The sequence below is a fragment of the Marinifilum sp. D714 genome (assembly GCF_030851345.1).
In the GTDB taxonomy this organism is placed as follows: Bacteria; Bacteroidota; Bacteroidia; order Bacteroidales; family Marinifilaceae; genus Marinifilum.
The window spans coordinates 117,663-138,741 of the sequence record NZ_JALPNU010000004.1; the positions used below are offsets into that span (position 1 = coordinate 117,663).

Annotated in this window: 15 protein-coding genes; 14 read left to right on the forward strand and 1 reads right to left on the reverse strand. The window is 35.8% G+C overall.

Annotation, left to right across the window (positions count from 1 at the left end; genetic code table 11):
• The first annotated feature begins 210 nt into the window (after window positions 1-210).
• The 6 genes from M0051_RS05690 to M0051_RS05715 all read left to right on the forward strand — a co-directional run bounded on the left by M0051_RS05690 (window position 211) and on the right by M0051_RS05715 (window position 10,849).
• A complete protein-coding gene (locus tag M0051_RS05690; RefSeq protein ID WP_306740589.1) occupies window positions 211-1,398 on the forward strand; it encodes an ATP-binding protein in 1,188 nt (395 codons plus the stop codon).
• Window positions 1,399-1,458: 60 nt separating this feature from the next.
• Window positions 1,459-5,013 (forward strand): pyruvate:ferredoxin (flavodoxin) oxidoreductase, encoded by a 3,555-nt coding sequence (gene nifJ / locus M0051_RS05695; RefSeq protein WP_306740590.1) that lies wholly within the window; start codon window positions 1,459-1,461, stop codon window positions 5,011-5,013.
• 128 nt (window positions 5,014-5,141) lie between these two features.
• On the forward strand, window positions 5,142-5,606 hold the full coding sequence (locus M0051_RS05700) for a hypothetical protein (RefSeq protein WP_306740591.1): 465 nt from the start codon (window positions 5,142-5,144) through the stop codon (window positions 5,604-5,606).
• Between the two features lie 260 nt (window positions 5,607-5,866).
• Window positions 5,867-6,880, forward strand: a complete 1,014-nt coding sequence (locus M0051_RS05705; protein ID WP_306740592.1) for a dihydroorotate dehydrogenase-like protein — start codon at window positions 5,867-5,869, stop codon at window positions 6,878-6,880.
• 333 nt (window positions 6,881-7,213) lie between these two features.
• Window positions 7,214-9,928: a pyruvate, phosphate dikinase gene (gene ppdK / locus M0051_RS05710; protein WP_306740593.1), complete on the forward strand. Its 2,715-nt coding sequence runs from the start codon at window positions 7,214-7,216 to the stop codon at window positions 9,926-9,928.
• 372 nt (window positions 9,929-10,300) lie between these two features.
• Window positions 10,301-10,849, forward strand: a complete 549-nt coding sequence (locus M0051_RS05715; RefSeq protein ID WP_306740594.1) for a PepSY-associated TM helix domain-containing protein — start codon at window positions 10,301-10,303, stop codon at window positions 10,847-10,849.
• A gap of 50 nt (window positions 10,850-10,899) precedes the next feature.
• Here M0051_RS05715 and M0051_RS05720 read toward each other — a convergent pair whose 3' ends face one another.
• Window positions 10,900-12,165, reverse strand: coding sequence for an LVIVD repeat-containing protein (locus M0051_RS05720; RefSeq protein WP_306740595.1), 1,266 nt, complete (start codon window positions 12,163-12,165; stop codon window positions 10,900-10,902).
• Window positions 12,166-12,323: 158 nt separating this feature from the next.
• Between M0051_RS05720 and M0051_RS05725 the strand changes: the two genes are divergently transcribed.
• The 8 genes from M0051_RS05725 (at window position 12,324) to M0051_RS05760 (ending at window position 21,024) form a co-directional block, all read left to right on the forward strand.
• Window positions 12,324-13,097: a hypothetical protein gene (locus tag M0051_RS05725; RefSeq protein WP_306740596.1), complete on the forward strand. Its 774-nt coding sequence runs from the start codon at window positions 12,324-12,326 to the stop codon at window positions 13,095-13,097.
• Window positions 13,098-13,189: 92 nt separating this feature from the next.
• A complete protein-coding gene (locus M0051_RS05730; protein WP_306740597.1) occupies window positions 13,190-13,483 on the forward strand; it encodes a hypothetical protein in 294 nt (97 codons plus the stop codon).
• A gap of 97 nt (window positions 13,484-13,580) precedes the next feature.
• Window positions 13,581-14,003: a Holliday junction resolvase RuvX gene (gene ruvX / locus M0051_RS05735; protein ID WP_306740598.1), complete on the forward strand. Its 423-nt coding sequence runs from the start codon at window positions 13,581-13,583 to the stop codon at window positions 14,001-14,003.
• 30 nt (window positions 14,004-14,033) lie between these two features.
• Window positions 14,034-14,588, forward strand: a complete 555-nt coding sequence (gene def, locus M0051_RS05740; protein ID WP_306740599.1) for a peptide deformylase — start codon at window positions 14,034-14,036, stop codon at window positions 14,586-14,588.
• Between the two features lie 175 nt (window positions 14,589-14,763).
• Window positions 14,764-15,792 (forward strand): DUF6588 family protein, encoded by a 1,029-nt coding sequence (locus tag M0051_RS05745; RefSeq protein WP_306740600.1) that lies wholly within the window; start codon window positions 14,764-14,766, stop codon window positions 15,790-15,792.
• A gap of 120 nt (window positions 15,793-15,912) precedes the next feature.
• Entirely contained in the window at window positions 15,913-17,985 is a 2,073-nt protein-coding gene (locus tag M0051_RS05750; protein ID WP_306740601.1) for a ComEC/Rec2 family competence protein, read from the forward strand.
• 177 nt (window positions 17,986-18,162) lie between these two features.
• On the forward strand, window positions 18,163-19,503 hold the full coding sequence (gene trkA, locus M0051_RS05755; protein ID WP_306740602.1) for a Trk system potassium transporter TrkA: 1,341 nt from the start codon (window positions 18,163-18,165) through the stop codon (window positions 19,501-19,503).
• A gap of 135 nt (window positions 19,504-19,638) precedes the next feature.
• Window positions 19,639-21,024 (forward strand): TrkH family potassium uptake protein, encoded by a 1,386-nt coding sequence (locus M0051_RS05760; RefSeq protein ID WP_306740603.1) that lies wholly within the window; start codon window positions 19,639-19,641, stop codon window positions 21,022-21,024.
• Window positions 21,025-21,079 lie beyond the last annotated feature (55 nt).

Sequence of the window (21,079 nt, forward strand, 5' to 3'; positions counted from 1 at the left end):
ACAATAGGATATAGAAGAGGCAGTAGTTTTACTGCCTCTTTTTTTGTGAATTGATTTTTTATCGAATGATCAGCAATATCAAGGGAAAGCTGTTGTGCGGCATGTTATTTTAAATAAGTATAAATAGCAAAAAATAGGTGCTTTTGTAATCTCGAGATTACAAAAATAAGCTTTAATTCTATAAATTTGCCATGTAAATTTCGAAGAAGTATGAACACCTTATTACAGACACATAATAGTTTGTTGAAAAACAAAAAGAGTAATATTCGTCGCCAATTGGCTGATCAAATTGATTGGTCGCAGCGATTAATTGCTATTAAAGGTGCCAGAGGTGTAGGTAAAACGACCTTCCTGTTAGACTATGTTCGAGAAAATTGCGCAAACGATAAATCATGTCTTTATATAAACATGAACAACCTGTTCTTTACCGAAAGAGGACTGGTTTCGTTTGTTGATGAATTTTATAAAAAGGGTGGCAAGTTGTTATTGTTAGATCAGATTCATAAATATCCTGATTGGGCAAATGATTTGAGAACTTGCCATGAACAATATGGAGATTTAAAAATTATTTTTACGGCTTCTTCTATTTTAAGAGTAAAAACTAATGAAGAGCTTAAAGATATTGTGAATGTATATTACCTTAATGGACTATCATTCCGAGAATTTTTAAATCACGAAACTGGAAACAAATTCAAGAGCTATTCTTTAGAAGATATTATCGAAAATCACGAGGAGATTGTCGATGAAATTCTTGAGAAAGTTAGACCTCTTGCTTATTTTAATGATTATTTGCGTTACGGATATTATCCATGTTATCAGGAAGAGAAAAGCTTTATTGATAATTTGTTGAAAATTATCAACCTGATGTTGGAGTTTGATATTACGTATTTGAACCAAATAGAATTAAAATACCTGCCAAAGCTAAAGAAGCTACTTTATATCATTTCGAGCAATGTACCATTTCAGCCAAATGTTAGCAAGTTGGCAAACGATGTGGAAACTTCACGAGCTACGATTATGAATTACTTGCGATATTTGAAAAATGCAAGATTAATTCGTTTGCTTAACTCGAAGGATAGCTATAAAGATTCATCTAAAAAGCCCAACAAGGTATATTTACACAATACCAATTTACTGTATGCCATATCTCCTGAAAATATTGATCAGGATAATTTGCGTGAAACCTTTTTTTACAATCAGGTAGCACCTACAAGACTTTTTACAAGTACGGATATGGGACACTTTTTGGTGAATGACAAGTACAATTTTAAAATTACAGGCAATGCAAATATGTCTGATTCTAACATTAGAACAGAAGACTTGTTTGAGGCAGCCGACATGATCGAACGCGGTGAAGGAAATAAAATTCCTTTATGGTTGTTCGGTTTTTTATATTAGAGAATTAAATAACAGAAATAAATTAAACTACCATTAATTAAAATTAATTGGAGGAGTAAAATGGCAAGAGAAAAAAAATTCATTACCTGCGATGGTAATGCTGCTGCCGCTCACGTAGCATATATGTTTAGTGAGGTATCTTGTATTTACCCAATCACACCTTCTTCGCCTATGGCTGAGAATGTTGATGAATGGGCTGCACAAGGTCGCAAAAACATTTTTGGCGAAACTGTTCGTCTAGTTGAAATGCAATCAGAAGCTGGTGCTGCAGGTGCAGTTCACGGTTCTTTGCAAGCTGGTGCATTAACAACTACTTATACTGCATCTCAGGGATTATTGTTGATGATTCCTAACATGTATAAGATCTCTGGTGAATTATTACCATGTGTATTCCACGTAAGTGCACGTGCATTAGCTGCTCAAGCACTTTCTATTTTTGGTGATCACTCAGATGTTTATTCTGCAAGACAAACTGGTTTTGCTATGTTGGCATCAGGTTCCGTACAGGAAGTTATGGATCTTTCTGCAGTTGCTCATCTTACTGCAATTAAATCTCGCGTTCCTTTTATCAACTTCTTCGATGGATTCCGTACTTCACACGAAATTCAAAAAGTTGAGGCTGTTGACGCTGACGATATGAAAGAATTGGTGGATATGGAAGCTCTTCAGGAGTTCCGTAAACGTGCTTTGAATCCAGAATCTCCAGTAACTAGAGGTACTGCTCAAAACCCAGATATCTACTTCCAGTCTCGCGAGGCTGCAAACCCATTCTACGATAAAGTACCTGAAATCGTAGAAGGTTATATGAACGAAATTACCAAGTTAACTGGTAGAGAATACAAGCCATTCGTATACTATGGTGCTGAAGATGCAGAAAATATCATCATTGCCATGGGATCTGTAACTGAAACCATCAAAGAGGTTATCGATTACAAAATTGCAAATGGTGAAAAAGTTGGTATGGTTGGTGTACATCTATATCGCCCATTCTCTGCTAAGCATTTCTTAAGCGTAGTTCCTAAATCTGTGAAGAGAATTTGTGTTCTTGACAGAACTAAGGAGCCAGGTGCTAACGGAGATCCAATGTATCTTGACGTAAGAGAAGTATTCTACGGAAAAGAAAATGCTCCTATCGTAGTTGGTGGTCGTTACGGATTAGGTTCTAAAGATGTTACTCCATCTCAAATTATTGCTGTTTACAAAAACTTGGCAATGAATGAACCTAAAAACCAATTCACATTAGGTATTGTTGATGATGTAACCTTTAAATCTCTTCCTTTGGAAGCTGAGTTGAAAGTAAACTCTGAAAAATTATACGAAGCTAAATTTTACGGATTAGGTTCTGACGGTACTGTAGGTGCTAACAAGAACTCAATCAAGATCATTGGTGGATCAACTGATAAGTATTGTCAAGCTTATTTTGCTTACGATTCTAAAAAATCAGGTGGTTTTACTGCTTCTCACCTTCGTTTTGGTGATGATCCAATCCGTTCTACTTACCTTGTGACTACTCCTGACTTTGTAGCATGTCACGTTCCTGCATACGTATACTTATACGATGTATTGAAAGGATTGAAAAAAGGTGGTTCATTCTTGTTGAACTCTATTTATGATGTAGAAGAGACTAAGAAGCACTTACCTGATCACATGAAGAAGTACATTGCTGAAAATGATATTAAATTCTATATCATCAACGGTACTAAATTAGGTGAAGAGTTAGGTCTTGGTACAAGAACCAACACGATCATGCAGGCTGCATTCTTTAAAATTACTGGTGTAATTCCATTCGAATTGGCAGTTGAAGAAATGAAGAAAGCAATTGTGAAGTCATATGGTAACAAAGGTGAAAAAGTTGTTAACATGAACTTCTCGGCTGTTGATGCTGGTGGTGAAAATGTAATTGAAGTTGAAGTTCCTACTGAATGGAAAAACATCGAAGCTGAAGGATTCAAGACAGATTCAACAGGTCGTCCTGAGTTTGTTGCTAATGTTTGTGATCCTATGAACGCTCAAACTGGTGATGATCTTCCAGTTTCTGCATTCCAGGGTAGAGAAGATGGTACTTTCCCAGCTGGTACTACTAAATATGAGAAACGTGGTATCGCAGTAAGCGTTCCTGAATGGAAAGAAGAAACTTGTATTCAGTGTAACCAGTGTGCTTACGTTTGTCCTCACGCAGCTATCCGTCCATTCTTGTTAACAGAAGAAGAAGTGGCTGCTGCTCCTGCTGGAACGGCTGTTAAGCCAGCTACTGGTAAAGATCTTAAAGGATTAAGCTTCCGTATCCAGGTAGCTCCTGAAGATTGTACTGGTTGTGGTAACTGTGTTGATGTTTGTCCTGCTCCAAAAGCTAAAGCTCTTGAATTAAAGCATCTTGAAACTCAGGAGTCTGAGAAGGAAAGATGGCACTATATGGACGAAAAGGTAGGATACAAAGAAATTGTTCCAAAGAACAATGTGAAGAACTCACAGTTTGCTCAGCCATTATTCGAGTTCTCTGGAGCTTGTGCTGGTTGTGGTGAAACTCCATATATCAAATTAATTACTCAAATGTATGGTGAGAGAATGATTGTAGCTAATGCTACTGGTTGTTCTTCTATCTACGGTGGTTCTGCTCCATCTACTCCATATTGTAAGAACGATAAGAGTGGTAAAGGTCCAGCTTGGGCTAACTCTCTATTCGAAGATAACGCAGAGTACGGTTACGGTATGGCAGAAGGTGTTAACAAAATGCGTGCTCGTATTGCTCAACGCATGGAAGAAAACATGGATGCTGTTAACGATGCAACTAAAGCTGCATTTGCTGAGTGGTTAGAAGGAAAAGACAATGCTGATGCTTCAGAAGTTGCTTCTCCAAAAGTTGAGGCTGCTTTAGCTAACGAAACTCACGAAGTTGCTAAAGAAATCTTAGACTTGAAACAATATCTAGTTAAGAAGTCTATCTGGATCTTCGGTGGTGATGGTTGGGCTTATGATATAGGTTTCGGTGGTTTGGATCACGTATTGGCTTCTGGTGAAGATGTAAATGTATTGGTAATGGATACTGAGATTTACTCTAACACTGGTGGACAGGCTTCTAAATCAACTCCAGTTGGTGCTGTAGCTAAATTTGCTGCTGCTGGTAAGCGTATCAGAAAGAAAGACCTTGGTATGATTGCCATGTCTTACGGATATGTTTATGTAGCTCAGGTTGCAATGGGTGCAAACCAGGCTCAGTACTACAAAGCATTGAAAGAAGCTGAAGCTTATCCAGGACCATCATTGATCATCGCTTATTCTCCATGTATTTCTCACGGATTGAAAGCATCTATGGGTAAATCACAAGCTGAGGAGAAAAAAGCTGTTGAAGCTGGATACTGGCACTTGTATCGTAACAACCCTATGTTAGAAGCAGAAGGTAAGAACCCATTCGTTCTTGATTCAAAAGAACCTAAGTGGGAAAACTTCCAGGATTTCTTATTAGGTGAGGTACGTTATACTTCTCTACAGAAATCATTCCCAGAAGAAGCTAAGGAATTATTCGTAGCTGCAGAAGAGAATGCGAAGTGGAGATATAAAGCTTACAAGCGTCAAGCTTCATTAGATTATTCTGAAGAAGAAAAAGAACTTGCATAAGTTTTTAATCTAATTATATAGAAAGAGGCTCTTTTAGGGCCTCTTTTTTCGTTTAATCTGTCGTGTAAATGACAGTTTAAAAAAACTAATTGTCGTAACTTTTTTCTTGACATTAATTTAGGAGTGTTATGAAAAAGCTGCGATATATTTTATTTGGGTTTATTCTGCTAATGATATATTCATGCGGTGGCGGTAGTGATAGTGATGATGGAGGAATGATGCCAAATCCAGATCCTGATCCAGATCCAATGATAGATTTTACGGTAAGAACCGTTACCAAAACTTCAAATCACCCATGGTTTAACCAAGGAAGTACCATTGGATACACCATTAATGGTAATGAAGGAAGCCAATTGAATTTGACTCGTGGTACTAAATATGTTTTTGATATCAATACGCCCACTCACCCTTTTTATATTAGTACAGATGATACAGGAGTAGGAGCAGGAGAAGTAAGCAATGGTGTAACAGGAAGCAAAACCCAAACCGGGACATTGAGTTTTACACCAAATTCAAATCATCCTGATACTTTGTACTATCAATGTTCTGCACATCCGAAAATGGGATACTTGATTATTCTTAGTGATTCGTAACCAAAGATATGTGATAATTGTTATGATTTTAGTGATCCTAAAGCATAGCTCCGGATCGGAAAGGCAGAATGGTAAGTTGGTGGATCTTACTATTCTGCCTTTCTTAGTAAAAAAAATATAAGACCTGTATATCTTGTATTCAGAGGGGTACATGTAATTTGTTGTGATATTCAGATGGTTGAAAATGAAAATAGAGTTGAAAATATCAAGTTCATTTCTTAAATTTATTAGTACCCAATAAATTTTTAATCCAAAATCATATGGCAAATTTAAATGTTGAATTCATGGGGTTAAATTTAAAAAATCCCATTATAGTAGGGGCTTGTACCCTTTCAGCTACCGTTGAGGGAGCTAAAGATCTTGAAGAGGCAGGTGCTGCAGCAATTGTGTATAAATCTCTATTTGAGGAGCAAATCATTATGGAACGTGCACAACTTTCTGATGAGTTAGACGAGTATGCACATCGTAATGCCGAAATGACTTCACTTTTTCCGGCCTTAGAACATGCAGGGCCTAAAGCTCATTTGCTTAAACTAAAAGAGGTAAAGGAAAATGTAAATATTCCCGTAATTGCTAGTCTTAATTGTTTGTACGATGTTACTTGGTTTGAGTATGCTAAAGAGTTAGAAGATGTAGGGGTGGATGCCTTAGAGCTAAACTTTTATCAAATGCCATTTGATGGTACAAAAACTGCAGAACAGATGGAAGAAGAAAAAGTTAATATTGTAAAGACTTTAAAAGAAAGACTTTCTATTCCATTTTCAATTAAATTGAGTCCATACTACACCAATATCTTGAATTTTGTTCAAAGGTTAGATGAGGCTGGAGCTTCGGCTTTTATTTTATTCAATCGTCTTTTCCAACCAGAAATAGATATTGAAACGGAAACTCATGTTACCAATTTTAATTTGAGCAATCCTGGAGATTTTAAACTTGGCTTAAGATATGTTGGTCTTACTCATGGAAAAGTTAAGGGAGATTTGTGTGGAGCCAATGGAATTTATGGATCTTCAGATGTGTTGCAAATGCTCCTAAGTGGAGCCAACGTAGTTCAAATGGTGAGCTCTTTGTATAAAAACACTCCAATGGTTATTGAAAAAGTATTGTTTGAAATTGAAGAGTGGATGGATAAGAAAGGATACAAGTCTGTTGATGAATTTATAGGCAAATTATCAGATAAAGAATTAAAAGCTTCGGATGTTTATTATAGAGCTCAATATCTTGATTTTCTTTTGCATCCTGAAGAAGTTATTAATAAAAATTTAATGAGATAAAATATTAATATTTTAAACATAAAAGTCTGTCGATTGGCAGGCTTTTTTTTTGAAATATATGTATTGAAAAAGGATGTTTAATTTTTCGCAAACGTTTGAAAAAGAAAAGTGTACGCACTCTAAAAAAATCTATACAAAAGCAACTTAAATGAGGGAATTATATTTTTAAAATTAAAAAAAGAAAACTACTTTTGTGAGCGTGTTTTGCGTGACAAAATTCACGCTTAATTCCTTTAAATTTATTGTTTTAAATAAATAGAAGCTAATAATATAATTGTTGTTAAGGATCCTGTTGTTTGGGACTTTAACGTTTAAAACTAAAAAGCGATAATTATGAGTACTAAGTACGTTTATACTTTTGGTGACGGTAAGGCCGAAGGTAAAGCAGATATGAAAAATCTGCTTGGAGGAAAAGGTGCCAACCTTGCAGAAATGAACCTAATCGGTGTTCCTGTGCCAGCAGGTTTCACTATCACTACTGAAGTTTGTACTGAATACAACAAGCAAGGAAAAGAAGCTGTTGTAGAAATGATTAAAGGTCAAGTTGAAGCTGCTGTTGCTGAAACTGAAAAAGCAATGAACGCTAAGTTTGACTCTAAAGGTGAAGCTTTCCCATTGTTGTTATCTGTTCGTTCAGGTGCTCGTGTATCTATGCCAGGTATGATGAACACTGTATTGAACTTGGGTATGAACGACGAAACTGTAAAAGTGATCGCTGAGAAATCAGGTAACGAGCACTTCGCTTACGATTCATATCGTCGTTTCATCCAAATGTATGGTGATGTAGTAATGGGCGTTGAAGCTGAAGCTGGTGAGCACTGTCCTTTCGAGCAAGTTCTTGACAAAGTTAAGGAAGCTAACGGTTACGCTGCTGATAACGAAATGTCAGTAGAAGATCTTAAGGCTGTTGTTGAAGAATTTAAAGCAGTTGTTAGAGCTAAAGCAGGAAAAGATTTCCCAACTAATCCATGGGATCAGCTTTGGGGTGCTGTTTGCGCTGTATTTGATTCATGGAACACTGAGCGTGCTATCCTTTACCGTCGTATGGAGCAAATTCCAGAGGAGTGGGGTACTGCAGTAAATGTTCAGGCTATGGTATATGGTAACATGGGTGAAACTTCTGCTACTGGTGTATGTTTCTCTCGTGATGCTGCAACAGGTGAAGACTTGTTCAACGGTGAGTACTTGATTAACGCACAGGGTGAAGACGTTGTTGCTGGTGTTCGTACTCCACAAGAAATTACTTTGATCGGTTCTCAAAGATGGGCTGAGCGTAACGGTACTTCTGAAGAAGATCGTAAAGCTAACTTCCCTTCATTGGAAGAAGCTATGCCAGAGATCTACAAAGAGCTTGACGAAGTTCAGCAAAAATTAGAAGATCACTACAAAGATATGCAGGATATGGAGTTCACCATTCAGGATGGTAAACTTTGGATGTTGCAAACTCGTAACGGTAAGCGTACTGCTGCTGCTATGGTTAAGATTGCTGTTGATATGATGGAGCAAGGTTACTTCGATGCGAAGACTGCTTTATTACGTCAGGAGCCAAACAAATTAGATGAGTTATTGCACCCAGTATTTGATACTGCAGCTCTTGCTTCTGCAAAAGAACTTTCTAAAGGTTTGCCAGCTTCTCCAGGTGCTGCTACAGGTCAGATCGTATTCTCTGCAGAAGATGCTGAAACTTGGGCTGCTGATGGTAAGAAAGTAATCCTTGTTCGTCGTGAGACTTCTCCAGAAGACTTGAAAGGTATGAACGCTGCTGTTGGTATCTTGACTGAGCGTGGTGGTATGACTTCTCACGCAGCTGTAGTAGCTCGTGGTATGGGTAAATGTTGTATATCTTCTGCTGCTGGTCTTGTTGTTTCTGGTAAGAAAATGACTATCAACGGTGTTGAGTACAAAGAAGGTGATTTCATCTCATTGAACGGTTCTACTGGTGTTGTTTACGAAGGTGAAGTTGCTACTATCAACCCATCTTTAGATGGTGATTTCGGTAAAATCATGGATCTTGCAGAAGCTAACACTCGCATGTATGTTAGAACTAATGCTGATACTCCAGCTGATGCTGAAACTGCTCGTAATTTCGGTGCTAAAGGTATTGGTCTTTGTCGTACTGAGCACATGTTCTTCGAAGGAGATCGTATCTGGAAGATGCGTGAAATGATTCTTGCTGAAGATCTTGAAGGTCGTAAAGAAGCATTGGCTAAATTATTACCTATCCAGCGTGAAGACTTCTACGGAATTTTGAAAGCTATGGACGGATTCGGAGTAACTATTCGTTTACTGGATCCACCATTGCACGAGTTTACTCCAAACGATGCTGCTTCTCAGAAAGAAATGGCTGAAAAGCTTGGTGTTGATGTGAAGGTTGTTGCTGAAAAAGTAGAGTCTTTACACGAGTTCAACCCAATGTTGGGGCACAGAGGTTGTCGTCTAGGTAACACTTACCCAGAGATTACAGAAATGCAGGCTCGCGCTATCATCGAAGCTGCTTGTGACTTGAAGAAAGAAGGTCTTGATCCAAAACCAGAAATCATGGTTCCATTGATCGGTACTATCAAGGAGTTGAAGATGCAGGAAGAAATCATCCGTTCAACTGCTGATGTAGTATTCGAAGAAAAAGGAATTAAAGTTGATTACATGGTAGGTACTATGATCGAGATTCCTCGTGCTGCTTTAACTGCTGACGAAGTTGCTGAAGTTGCTGAATTCTTCTCATTTGGTACTAATGACTTAACTCAGATGACTTTCGGATACTCTCGTGATGATGCTGGTAAATTCTTACCTATCTACATTGAGAAAGGTATCTTGAAGCAAGATCCATTCCAGGCTCTTGATCAAACTGGTGTTGGTCAGTTGGTTGAAATGGGTGCACAAAAAGGTCGTGCAACTCGTTCTGATCTTAAATTAGGTATCTGTGGTGAGCACGGTGGTGAGCCATCATCAGTTGAGTTCTGTCACAGAACTGGATTGGATTACGTTTCATGTTCTCCTTTCCGTGTGCCAATCGCACGCCTATCTGCTGCTCAAGCAAACTTGAAGTAATCCGATAGAAATATCGATTCAATATATAAGGCTACCTCTTTTGAGATAGCCTTTTTTGTTTCTTATTCCTAATTATGCTTTTACTGAGTTGAAGAGTACTCGTACTCAACACCTAAGAGTGCATGCACTCAATGTCTCAAAGTGCATGCAGTTGTCGTCTCAAAGTTTTGGTGAATGTGCTTTACTGTGTTTAAAGGAAGTTTACCATTGAGTCTGGTAAAACTGAATTAATTTAATAGTAAATCGGTTATTAATAGAAAACCATCTGGTAATGAACCTAATTTTTAAATTAAATCACTAAAACATATGATTTAGAATAGAGTACTTTTTTCTTTCTTTGTAGCCATAAAAATTTATTAAAGGATTTAGAATATGAACTGGAATCTGAAACTTCGAAATTGGCACAGAGATTTCTCTTACTTTTATGTCGGATTATTAATGGCATTTTCAATTTCTGGAATTGCTTTGAATCATCGTCACTCTTGGGATCCGCGTGACTATGTATACGATGCAGTGGATGTAAAATTTGATTTACCCAAAGATAAAAATGCCATTTCAGACGAGTTTTTTCAGGAAGCTCTAAAAACTCAAGGTATTGAGCTAAAGTTGAATGGAACAGCATGGAGAAGAGGTGGATATAATCTCTATTTCGATAATGCTTATGCTTATATCAATCCATTTACTGGAGAAGGTCAAATTGAAAGTTTCAGAACGCGCCCAGTCCTAGGACAAATGGTTGATTTACACAAATCGGCAAGCGATGCGTGGGTTTGGTATTCAGACATTTTTGCTATTTGTGTACTATTGATCTGTATCACAGGATTGGTAATTACCAAAGGAAGAAATGGCTTTAAAAAACGAGGTTGGAAACTGGCCTTACTTGGTGTATTAATACCATCGGTTTTATGGTTTTTCCTGTAAAAAGAAATTACAAGAAAGGCTGCTTCGTGTGAGGCAGCCTTTCTTGATTCTTATTCATCGCTTTTAATTTTTATGGAGCTAAGCAATTGAATGTTGTTAATATCAGTATAATCGTATTGGAGTAATCCTTCCGGAGAAATTACTACCAGAATATTTCCCAATGGAATTACATCGTAAGGAGTCAAATCGGTAAATGTACTTAGATGATTTGCAGCAATGTTCAATGGATCAGATTTGTCATAGATTTTTAAACCTGCTGTACCATCGCATACAAAAAGTAAATCATCATCAATTCCCAATCCGTATGGATTTGTCATTGAATACGATTTTAGAAGACTTGGAGTATTTAAATTGCTAATGTCAACAACATCAAGCTGACTTGTATTTTGACCACACCAATTTCCTGCACGAAGCGTTATGTAGGCATAATCATCCTCAACTACCACAGGATCGCAACTCATAAAATGAGAATATTCCGATACATATTCAGGTGCAAATGGATTGCTGATATCGTAGATATACATTCCCCGGTTGGCACCAAAGAAAAGATGATTGTTGTGTGCAAAAACTGTTTCAATTCCCCATCCTAAATTTAAACTACCACTAAATATTGCTTCGTTTGAGTTTGCTATGTCGTAGATATTTAAAGCATATGATGATTTTAGAGTATATAAGGTATTACCCTGGATCATAAATCGAGCCATGGAACCAGCTTTGCCAATATTTGAACCATTGGCTTTCGAACTGGCCTCAGCCGCTGAACTTGTCATGTAATCGTACATTGGGTAATATCTTGGTTCCTGGTATTTTTCGCTGGTACGTTTAATTTCCCAACCAATAACAATGCCTTTTTTAGGATCGATATCACCATATATGTAATTATTGTTTGTTGGAGGCAAACTGTAAAAGAATACATCGTCAAATCGTTTGCTTTCTGTTACCTGATCGATATTACTGATATCGATAACCACCAAATCGGTGTATGAATCGGCATATAGCATATTGTCCTTTACTGCCATATCAATATTCCCGGGAATGGTAATAAATTTTTCTGTAACGGGATTGGAAGGATCGGAATTATTGATCACATGGATGCCCTGGAATTTTTCATTTACCAATATATAATCTCCATAGAAATATATTTTTCCAGTTTCTTCCATACTTCTTGAACTTTCCGATTTTACTGCATTTTTAAAATCGGCGGTACTCATATACACTGGTTCATTAATGGTATACTCATGAGAAATGTCGTCATCACAAGAGAAGAAGCATATACCTATGAATAGTATCAATGAAGTTGTAATTGTTGTTTTCATATGAATTGCATTTATGGATTAGATTTTAACTTTTTTCAATCTAACCTATAGATGCACGCGGATCATATAGGTTGCGTGTAAGTTTTTGAAAGTTAATTTGTAGTGCGACGCAACCAAATTTGATTTGTTCCATCAAAAGAGAAACAATATGAAGAATTATGAAGACTATAAGCCCATTATTAAAACCGATTTTTTTGTTTGTATTTGGTATTTTACTAACCACTCAGTTAAGTGCACAAAAAAGAATTGATGTTGTCCAGCTCAAGAATGGCAATGTATTAAAAGGAACTATTGTAAGACAGGTTCCCGGTAAATTTCTTGAATTGAAAACATTGGATAAAAATTTTTGGAAATTTGATATGGAAGACATTGCTGAAATAAGGTACGAAAGGAAAAGATTGCCAAAGTTTAAACAAGACAGTCTTACCATTAGAAATCAAAAAGTTTTTGTTGATACTAAATTTGGAGTTTTACTTGGCAGTAATGGAAATGAAAACGAGGCTCCTTTTAGTTTGATGTGTTCGGCAAATTACCTCTTTAAAAATGGCCTGTCATTGGGGGGTGGAATTGGTTTAGAAACCTTTGAAGAAACCCAAATTCCTTTATTCACGGATATTCGCTACCATCATAAAATTAAAGGATTAAATACGTATCTGTTTTGTCAGTCAGGTTATTCTTTTGCAATTGAGAATAGGGAAAACACAAATTATTACTACAACAATGGTGAAGAGATGAACAACAAAGGTGGCTGGTTAATAAATCCGGGTATAGGTGTTGTTTTTAGTGGAAAAGGAAGTGCAAGTTTTAGTCTGGGATTGGGTTATCGATACCAGAAAAATAAACTCACATGGTATAACGATTACACCAACGATAAAGAGATTTTACGGGAGGAATTTAATCGCCTGAGTATTCATTTGGGAATATTATTCTAAAAATATTATCTCATATACGAGTTGTTTGAGTAATTATTCTTACTTTCAAAATCAGGAGTTTTCCTGATTTTTTTGTTTAAACAAGAACTGATATGACTATTCAAATAGGGCGTTTTTCGTTTCGAGGACCTTTTTCAAATTTAGATGAGATTAAAAATCGTCCTGGTTTGTATATCATTCATAAGAATGAATCTGAAATTACTCCAATTATAATTGGACAAACAGCTTTGCTAAATGCCAACATAGCAGATGAAATTAAAGCACATGAATTGAGCTTGGGAAAAGATTGTTATGTTTCAGTTTACAATACCTTTTGTGCACTTGAATTGGACAGAGAAGAGATGATAAAGGAAATACATGATATTTTTCACTTGGAGTCTAATTAACTTACCATTCTAAAAACCACCCAAAATTAGCCAAGCAGATAAAAGTCTGAATGGATTTTATATCTTTGCAATTCAAAATTAGTATAAATAATATCTGTTGGCACGAATTTTAGCAATTGATTACGGAAGAAAGAGAGTTGGTATAGCGGTTACAGATCCTATGCAAATAATTGCAAATGGATTGGGTACTGTTGCAGCCAAAGATTTGCTTGACTACCTGGAAAAATACATGGCAAGTGAAGAAGTTGAACTTTTTGTGGTGGGATATCCAAAGCAGTTGAACAATGAGGATAGTGAATCGATGAAGTATTTGAAACCATTTTTAGGGAAGTTAAAGAAAAAATTTCCAGATATCCCTATAGAGATGGTGGATGAGCGATTTACTTCAAAAATAGCTTTTCAAACGATGATTGATGGTGGCTTAAAAAAGAAACAACGTCAGGATAAAGCCATGATTGATAAAGTGAGTGCCACGATAATTTTACAATCGTACATGGAAACCAAACGAAACATGTTTTAGATTGTTTGTAGAGTAAATAAGAGTATAAAAATGATATTACCGATTACGATTTATGGCCATCCTGTTTTAAGAAAGGTTGCCAAAGATATTGACAAGGATTATCCTGATTTGGAAAAATTCAAAGCAGATATGTGGCAAACCATGTATTTTGCGGATGGAGTAGGTCTTGCGGCTCCACAAGTAGGAAGATCGATTAGAATGTTTGTGATTGATTGTTCATCTTTTGCTGAAGAAGAACCTGAATTGGAAGGATTTAAAAAGATGTTCATTAATCCAAAAATTACAGAACGTACAGGAGAAGAATGGACCATGTCGGAAGGATGTTTGAGTATTCCTGGTTTGAATGAAGATGTGAAGCGTCCGGAAACTATTAAAATTGAATACTACGATGAAAATTGGGAATTTCATGAAGAAGAGTTTTCGGGTTATGCTGCCAGGGTAATTCAACATGAATATGATCATCTGGAAGGAATCATGTTTACAGATCATTGTGCTCCAATTAAAAAGCGACTTTTAAGAGGAAAACTTGCAGGAATATCGAAAGGAAAGTTTAAGGCAAAATATAAATTTACACTTCCAAGATAAATTAGCACCCTACCAATTTGGTAGGGTTTTTTAATGCTCATTCGGCTTTATTGATAGACTTACATCAGATTGTATACACTTACGAATTGTGATATTATTAATAATATTTAAACAATTTTTGCATTGTTCCGTATTAGCAGATATTGTTTAAGCCACTAAATAAAATCTAGATACTATGAAAAAATTGATTCTACTACTTATTTTGTTTGCACCATTTTTGGGTAAATCGCAGGATATTGAACAGTTTCTGTTAGCAGGAACTGAAGATGCATCGAAGTTGACCGAAAAATACGTGAATCCAGTATCCAAAGGATTTATGTATGGATTAAATAATGGCTGGTATTCAACTGCAAGAACTCATAAAAAGTTAGGTTTTGACATTACCTTGGTTGCCAATTTGGCCAATGTTCCAAGCAAGGATGAAACATTTCAATTTATAGCCAGCGATTATAAAAACATAAGCTTGGCCAGTGGTGCAAATTCTGCTGAAATGCAAACTTTGATGGGAGGAGAAAATACACAAGCTTTGTTGGCAAGAATTGAAACTAGTGAAGGAGAATATGATTTAGCAAGGTTTAATATTCCTGATGGTATTGGTGATGATTTGCCAATGAATGCTGTTCCTTCTGCAACGCTACAAGTCGGTATTGGTATTCCGGGAATCAATTCTGATTTGAAAGTAAGATACTTACCCAAAGTAGGATCTTCTGATTTAGAGGTGGGAATGTTTGGTATTGGACTTCAAAAGAGTTTATCAAAGATGTTAAAGATTGATAAAACTCCAGTTGATATTTCAGCTTTGATCGCATATACACAATTAACCGCAGAATATGATATCCAAGAAGATTCTGGCTTTAAAGGATCAGGACAAATGATGGAGTTCAAAACCAATGCATATACATTTCAGGCCATTGCTTCGGTAAATTTAAAGTTGATCGAATTTTATGGTGCAGTTGGTTACAATACTGCAAAAATGGATGTGGATATCAAGGGTACATATGAACTGGAATATGTTGATGAGAATACAAACATGACTGTTATGTCTGAGACTTTAATCGATCCGGTATCTGTTGACTTTGATGCAAGCGGTGTTCGTGCAACTCTTGGTACCAGATTAAATTTGGGCTTCTTTAAAATATTTGGAGATTATACCATTCAGGAATACAATACAATTACAGGAGGTATTGCATTTAGTTTTAGATAAAGAAGATTAATGTGCGCAAGCACTCTGTATAATAGTTAGATAAGTCCTTGCTTTTTTTAGCAAGGGCTTTTTTTTTAGAGTAGGAATTCTTAAATTCAATTGAGCATAAAATGTGTAAACATGAATTTACGGGAACTACTACGACAATATCCTTTTCTGCGAGTTTTATTTTTTCTGATAGTTGGGATTTTTATAGCTGAACTGTTTAAGATCACCAATAAGTTGAATCTTATTATGCTTTCCTTAGGTTTTGTTTTAATGCTTCTTTTTGTGATGGTTCCCAAATTGAAGAAGTCATATAAAATGCGACCTGTTTTTGGTTTAATAGTGGTTGTCCTGTTTACTTGTTTAGGAGTTTTTAGAACCCAGGTTATTCAAAAAAGTATGTTTTTGAGTGAAGTAGATTCACCTGAAGCATATCAAATTGAATTAATTGAAAATCCGATAGAGAAGGCAAATACTTTTTCGTGTGTTGCAAGAATTACTGAATCTGTTAATAAGAACAGGACTACTAAAGAGACTGCCAATATCATTTTGTACTTTAAAAAGGACAGTTTAGTAAAACAGTTGAATGTTGGAGATCGATTATTTATCAACTCTAATGTGGAGCGTGTTAAAAATTCAGGAAACCCTAACGAATTTGATTACTCGGGCTATTTAAAAACTCGTCATATCTTATATTCATCCTATGTAAATACCACGAATTGGATTAAACTTCCAACAGATTATCGAATGAATATCCGTGCATTGGCTTGGAAATGGCGAGATCAGCTTTTACAAATATATCGCGACAATGGAATTACAAATGAAAGTTTCGATATTTTGGCAGCTCTTACCTTGGGATACAAAACAAGCCTCGATCCTGAAGTAAGAAAAGCCTGGGCAGATGCTGGAGCAATGCATGTTCTAGCAGTTTCTGGATTGCACGTAGGTATCATTTATTTGGTTATGAGTTATCTTCTAAGTTTCTTGCTGAAAATAAAATATGGACGATGGATTCGCAGTGTATTTCTCTTAATCATTCTCTGGTTGTATGCCTTAATAACAGGATTGTCGCCTTCCGTTATGAGGGCAGCATGCATGTTTAGTTTCATTGTTGTTGGTGAGGCAATGAGACGAAAAGGAGGAGTTTTTAACTCTCTTGCTGCATCGGCCTTTTTTCTATTGCTCTATAATCCTTACTTGATTTTCACTGTTGGATTTCAATTCTCATACTTAGCAGTTGCAGGAATCGTATTCTTACAACCCAAATTTGACAAGTTACTTTTTATTCGCAACCCTATTTTCAACAAGTTATGGCAATTAACTACCGTTTCCCTTGCAGCACAAATAGCTACTTTCCCTTTAACAATTTACTATTTTAATCAGTTTCCTTCCTATTTTCTATTGTCAGATTATGTCGTAATCTTAATGGCGGGTATACTAATTTACCTATCTGCCCTGTTGCTAATATTGTCTCAGGTCGAAATACTTTCAAATATACTGGGATGGATACTTCAACATCTAATTAAAATCCTAAATCATATTATTGTTTGGATACAGGAATTGCCAGGAGCCGTTATTCATTCTCTTAGTTTTTCTTCATTTCAGGTTTTATTGATATATGCTATAATCATCAGTTTGATTTTTATTGTGATTTTGCGGAGAAAAATGGCTGTTTATGGTTTAATGATTTTGCTTATCTTTTTTCAGGTTCCTGAACTTTTAAAACATTTTCAACCTAAAAAACAGGAATTGATCATTTTTAATGCGGGAAGGAATGCATTAATAGCATTTAGGAGTGGAAATCAGGTAAGTTATTTGTGTGATAGAGATATGGAAATTTCGAAGCAGAAGTTCTTGGCGAATAATTATCAAATTCAAAATCAACTTGATAATATTAATACAGATACAATACAGGAAGTAGACTTTAGGGAATTTGCTGGGAGTAAATTATTAATCATTCAAAAGAATAATGATTTTGCTTTGGAGCTATTAAATCGTCTTGATCCAGATATTATCCTGATGAGAAAATCAGCATTGAAAAAAGCAGAATTCTTAACAAAAAATCAGATAAACTCTACTATAGTAATTGATGGATCTGTCTATAGAAATGATTTACAACGATTGCACAACATTAATGTAGATAGCATGTGTAATTTATTTGTTATAAAGGATAGAGGAGCTTTTGTTGTTGATTTGTCTTCGGATTAATTGTGTTGGTGTACAAAAATATAGTATTCAATTAAGGCTTTTGATTTTAGATTCTGATTTGGTAATTTAGAGAGCTTGGCTTTTTAATTTTTTTTAACGATTTATTATCGAATTTGATCGATATTGTGTTAATTTGCCTCGAATTTTTCCAAAAATATTAGTTAACGGAATAAAGATATGAAGATTGTTATTGCCGGTGCAGGAGCTGTTGGAACTCATTTGGCGAAGATGTTGAGTCATCAGGATCATGATATTATCTTATTGGATCAGGATGAAGAAAAATTAAAAGAAGTTGATTCACATTTGGATTTATTAACCATTGTGGGATCTAGTTCTTCTTTGAAGGATTTGAAGGAGGCGAGTGTTAAGAAAGCTGATTTATTTATCGCGGTAACGCAATCAGAAACGACTAATATTACTTCTACTATTCTTGCCAAGAAGTTAGGAGCAATAAAAACAATTGCACGTATTGATAATCAAGAGTATTTAATTCCAGAGAATAAGGAATACCTTCAAAGTTTAGGGATTGATGAATTGATTTATCCTGAAAAGCTAGCTGCAAAAGAGGTGATAAGTTATTTGTCTCGCTCAGGTACTCGGCAGATGTATGAATTCTCAGGCGGGAAACTTCTGTTATATGGAATCAAAATCAGTAGTAAATCCATTATAATGGATAAAACTATGGCCGAAGTGGCTGAAATGACTAGTGATGTTGATTTTCGTGCTGTAGCAATCAAGCGTGAGGATATGACTATTATTCCAAGAGGTCATAATCGATTCTCGAGAGGTGATTTGGTTTTTGTTGTGAGCAAGCCTGAAAGCATCGAAAAAGTAATGCTTTTGGCCGGAAAACAAAAGTACGAAATAAAGAATGCCATGATTCTTGGTGGAAGTCGAATTGGACAAAAGACAGCCATGGAATTGGGTCGAAAAATGAATCTGAAACTTCTGGAAATTGACAAGGAAAAAAGCTTAAAATTAGCGGATAGTTTGCAAGATGCTTTGGTGATTAATGGGGATGGTCGAGATAAGGAATTGTTAAAGGAAGAAGGAATTCATAAAATGGATGCCTTTGTTGCTGTAACAGGTAACTCGGAAACCAATATTTTGGCTTGTTTGCTTGCTAAGAAAATGGGTGTTCGAAGAACAATTGCCGAAGTTGAAAATATCGATTATATAGATCTTGCAGATAATATTGGAGTAGGAACCATGATTAACAAGAAGCTTCTTGCTGCGAGTTATATTTATCGTTTCACTATGGATGCTGATGTTCAGCATTGTAAATGGCTTACCGTTTCTGAAGCTGAGGTGATGGAGCTTACTGCTAAAAAAGGATCGAAAATCACCAAAGCTGCATTAAAAGATTTAGATTTTCCAGATGATGCCAATATTGGAGGAATCATTCGTGATAATGATAGTATTATTGCAACAGGAGATACTCAAATCATGGCTGATGATAAAGTGGTTGTATTTACCTTACCTTCAGCTATAAAAAAAGTAGAGAAATTTTTTAAATAAGATATTAAGAGCTTGCAAAAGCTCTTTTTTTGTTAATAACTCATCTTCTTTCAGAGATGGGTTTTTCTTGGTGCTATGAACTTGAAATTTGTTTTTTATTTAATGTCTGTGCTGGCTTTAATTGAATCAATATTTATGATTCTTTGTGCACTGATATCGTTTTCCTATTGTGAAGGTGATTTAGGATGTTTCTTAAAGTCAGCGTTTATTACATTAGTAGTTGGAGGAATTCTTTTTCTAATAACGAAAAACCATAGACAAGAGATTCACAAGCGAGAAGCTTTTCTTGTAGTCAGTTTGGTTTGGGTGTTTTTCTCGATATTTGGAGCACTGCCATATTGGATCGGATCATATGTTCCTTCGTATACCAATGCTTTTTTTGAAACGATATCTGGTTTTACCACTACAGGAGCTTCAGTAATTACTGATATCGAATCATTGCCGCATGGTATTTTATTTTGGAGATCTCTTACGCATCTTTTAGGGGGAATGGGAATTTTGGTTTTAACCGTTGCCATTTTACCAATTTTTGGATTTGGAGGAATGGCCATGTTTAATGCTGAAGCAGCAGGAGTAACTGTAGATAAGCTTCATCCAAGAATTAAAGAAACAGCCAAAAGATTGTGGGGAATTTACATGTTATTAATTGCATTGGAAATTATCTTTCTGATGTTGGGGAATATGGGATTTTTTGATGCAGTTTGTCATTCTTTTGGCACTTTGGCATCTGGAGGCTTTTCTACCAAGAATGATAGCATTATGGGTTTTTCGCCATACATCCAATATGTAATTATCTTTTTCATGTTTTTGTCAGGAGTTAACTTTACGCTTCATTACTTTGCGATAAAGGGAAATCTAAAAAAGTTTATTCAAAATCAGGAATTTAAAGTTTATTTAGGATTAATTCTGTTGATAACAGCAATCATCACCTTAACCCTGACTCTTAAAAATCACGCTCCTTTTGAGCATTCATTTCGTGATGCACTTTTTCAGGTTGTATCAGTGATTACCAGTACTGGTTTTATTAGTGCCGATTATTCAGCGTGGCCTTCATTCCTTTGGATGCTTATTTTTGGCCTAATGTTCACAGGAGCTTGTGTTGGATCAACATCAGGAGGAGTGAAAATTCTTCGCCATTTGCTATTATTTAAAAATAGCTTTTTGGAGTTTAAAAGAATGATTCATCCCTCAGCAGTGATTCCGGTTCGCTATAACAATGAGGCAATTGGAAAAGATATTATATTTAAAATACAAGCTTTTGTCGTATTGTATTTTACCATATTTTTTGCAAGTACCATTGTGTTGGCCTTTTTAGGAATGGATTTTATTTCATCCATGGGGGCAGTGGCAACTACAATGGGAGGAATTGGTCCTGGCTTAGGAAAAGTTGGACCTGTTGACAACTTTGCAATGCTACCAGATTCGGCAAAATGGGTACTTTCATTCTTAATGTTGCTAGGACGTTTAGAGTTATTTACCTTATTAATTATATTTGTACCTGCTTTTTGGAAGAATCAATAAGTAAATTTTTATAACAAGTAATAGTCATTTATCTTTGATTAAAACCTCAACCTAA